We start from the raw sequence: 3,134 nt of genomic DNA on the forward strand, positions 1-3,134 counted from the left end.
ATTTATACCTCGCTATTACACTTAGTTTAGTATGGCTTTTTTTCCATTATTGTCTATCTGTTTGTTGTGCAGTGAGAATTGGTATTAGTAAATTTCTTAAACATTTGCAGCGTAAGTTAGTTGCAATTAAAAGCGGCTGAATCTCGCTTGTCAAGCGTTTAAAACATAAAAAACGCCAATATTTTAAAGCGGATAATAACCCCAGGGCTTCTTTTGCCTTTTTTTTCATTTGGTAAATTTCTTAATATTTATAGCTAAACAACAACCGTCATCCCGCTGCTTGTTAGCGGAATCTCTTGTTAGCGGCTGAGATACCGCGAATGAATCGCGGTATGACGGTTCGTGACGGTATGACGGTTCGCGGTGACATGACGATCACCTCGTCATCCCGCTACTTGTTAGCGGGATCTAGAGATACCGCGAATGAATCGCGGTATGACGTAGGACTGCCGTCATTCCAGTCTGGGATCTAGCCTTTATTATTTGGTTGAAATTAAGTCTTCTGGATTCCAATGTCAGCTACTTTCATGACATCATCATAAAGTGAAATGAGATCCCGCTAACACGTAGCGGGATGACGAGAAAGGGGCTACTCGGATGACATCATAGGAGGCTCGGATGACAGCTAGCCTGACAACCGTCATCCCGCTGCTTGTTAGCGGCTAAGAGATACCGCGGCGGTAGTGACGTAGGATTGCTGTCATCCCAGTGCCCAGACACTGGGATCTGATGGGCCAAAATCACAATGTTCGTACAGTTGTGGATCGTTACATATTGTAACAAAAAAAATCAACTCATTTCTTCCAAAGGCTCTATATTGAAGACAGAAAGTCCAGAAGCGATGACGTGCGCTAAGGCTTGTACGAGCAACATTCTTGCAGCGGTGAGGTTTAAGTTGTCTTCCAGTATGAAACGCATGTTTAAATCACTCTTGCCATACCCCCATAAAACGTGAAACGCTTCTGCAACTTCAAGTAAGTAGAAAGTAATTCTGTGTGGCTCACAAAGCCTTGCTGCAATTTCTACCACATCTGGCCACTTTGCTAAGGTTTTTATGAGGAAGAGCTCTCCACCTGTCCTTAAAAGTGAAGGATCTGCTGTTGGGAGCTCTTTTGGAGCATTACGCATTAACGAATGAGCACGAGCATGCGCATATTGCACGTAAAAAATAGGGTTGTCTTTTGACTGTTCTTTAACTTTAGCAAAATCAAAGTCCAAGACCATATCATTCTTGCGTGTTAGCATTATAAAACGAGTTATGTCCCTGCCAACTTCTTCCACTACATCTCTTGCTGTTAGGAAGTTTCCTGATCTTTTGGACATCTTAACAGGTTTGCCGTTCTCGAAAAAATTCACAATATTATGCAGTTTTACCTCTATTTTTGCTTGATCATCACTGAGCGCAGAGACGACTGCTTTGAGTCTTTTGACATAACCGCCGTGGTCACTACCAAGCTCTACGATCATATTGTTAAAACCACGCGATATCTTATCAAAATGGTAAGCGATATCCGAGGCAAAATAAGTCCAACTGCCGTCCTCTTTCTTCAATGCACGGTCAACGTCATCACCAAATTTTGTAGAGCGAAATAGCATCTCTTTTCTGGAAGTCCAATTTTCGCCTTCTTTGCCTTTTGGTTTCTCCAGGTACCCTTCATACACTAGACCCTTGTCAGACAATATCTTTATACTCTCTTCAATTTTGCCACTTTTTTGTAGCTCATACTCTGAAGTAAAAACATCATGATTTACTCCAAGTAAGTTCATGTCTTCCTTTATGATTTCTAAGATAGAACTTAAAGTATAGTCTCTAATCACTTGATTATCTTGCTTTTCTAGAAGCTCTGCGCCATATTTTTTGGCCAGCCCAGTCCCTATTGGTTTTAAATATTCACCTGGGTATAAACCTTTTTCGATGCTGATTTTTTCTCCCAGAGCTTCTTTATATCGCAAATACACTGACCGAATTAGCGTATCTATCTGTGCTCCAGCATCATTAATATAGTATTCCTTAGTAACTTTATAACCAACTTTTTTCAATAAATTTGCCAGAACGTCACCAAATACTGCCCCTCTTGCATGACCAATATGCAGTGGACCAGTTGGATTTGCAGATACAAATTCAACATTAATGGCCTGATTGTTCCCTATATCTAGGGTGCCAAACTCTGTTTTTAGCTCATTTATTTGTTTTAAAATTCCATGCCACACTTCTATTTTTAAGTGCATGTTGATGAAACCAGGGCCTGCTATTTCCACTTTTGCAACTTCATCAAAAAGTTCAAATTCTTTGGCTAAAACCTCTGCAATTTCAATGGAATTCTTCTTTTCATGCTTTGCAAGCACCATAGCAACGTTTGTGTAAATGTCTCCATGTGCTCTGTTACTTGGGGGTTCTACGATAAAATTTGTTGTATCTGTATTTATAATACCCCTTTGCTTCAACTCGTTTAACTTACTCAAAATTAAGGAAGAAGCCCTTTTGAAAATGTTCATCAACTAGAAAAACTATGAAAACCTCCAACAATATAGCGAATAAGTGGGGCTAGTTGAAGGTTTATCTTAACTATTTTATCTTCCTGGATCAGAGTTTATATTAAGTCGTTGCCGTAACCATGGTAAGAGAAAGCCATACCTTCACTGTAACCATCATTACCAGCATCAGGCTCTTCAACATCATCAGTTACTACCTGATCTTCAGTTGTGATTTTATCCTTGATCGTCTCGTCTACACCCTCATCACTATAAGAAAATTTGTTAGTATATGAATAGCGATTATTGATTTTATCACTATAGTTATGTTTTATAGCTCTTTCCATAAAAGTCCGGTGTGATAGGATAAGGATAGATGATGATAAGGAGGTTGAATGCCAGCAGCATATAGTTATGATTTAAGAAAAAAAGCAATGGAAGCGCTAGACGAAGGAGAAAGCAGAGAANCAGTGGCAGCAAGATTTAAGATTGGACGAACTACTTTATGGGAGTGGCAGCAAAGAAGAAAAGAAACAGGAGACTTTCAATCAAAAAAACTTGGAAATGGGGGTTACAATCACAAAATTACCGACTGGGATACCTTTGCCAAATTTGCCAGAGAACACGGAGGAAAGACTCTATCGGAAATGGCTAAACTTTGG

The 3,134-nt window shown here is 39.6% G+C and carries 3 protein-coding genes; 1 reads left to right on the forward strand and 2 read right to left on the reverse strand.

Translation table 11 applies throughout. From position 1 onward, the window contains the following. Positions 1 to 789 precede the first annotated feature (789 nt). Positions 790 to 2,496: an arginine--tRNA ligase gene (gene argS / locus OZD66_RS04680; protein WP_182366786.1), complete on the reverse strand. Its 1,707-nt coding sequence runs from the start codon at positions 2,494 to 2,496 to the stop codon at positions 790 to 792. 95 nt (positions 2,497 to 2,591) lie between these two features. Further along, positions 2,592 to 2,819, reverse strand: a complete 228-nt coding sequence (locus OZD66_RS04685; protein WP_182366783.1) for a hypothetical protein — start codon at positions 2,817 to 2,819, stop codon at positions 2,592 to 2,594. Between the two features lie 48 nt (positions 2,820 to 2,867). On the opposite strand from OZD66_RS04685, the gene OZD66_RS04690 reads away from it, so the two are divergent. Continuing rightward, positions 2,868 to 3,134, forward strand: a 267-nt coding sequence (locus OZD66_RS04690) for an IS630 transposase-related protein (protein ID WP_275022362.1), incomplete at its 3' end; no start/stop codon positions are given.

This window comes from Wolbachia endosymbiont of Drosophila baimaii, from assembly GCF_028982185.1.
Classification (GTDB): Bacteria; Pseudomonadota; Alphaproteobacteria; order Rickettsiales; family Anaplasmataceae; genus Wolbachia; species Wolbachia pipientis.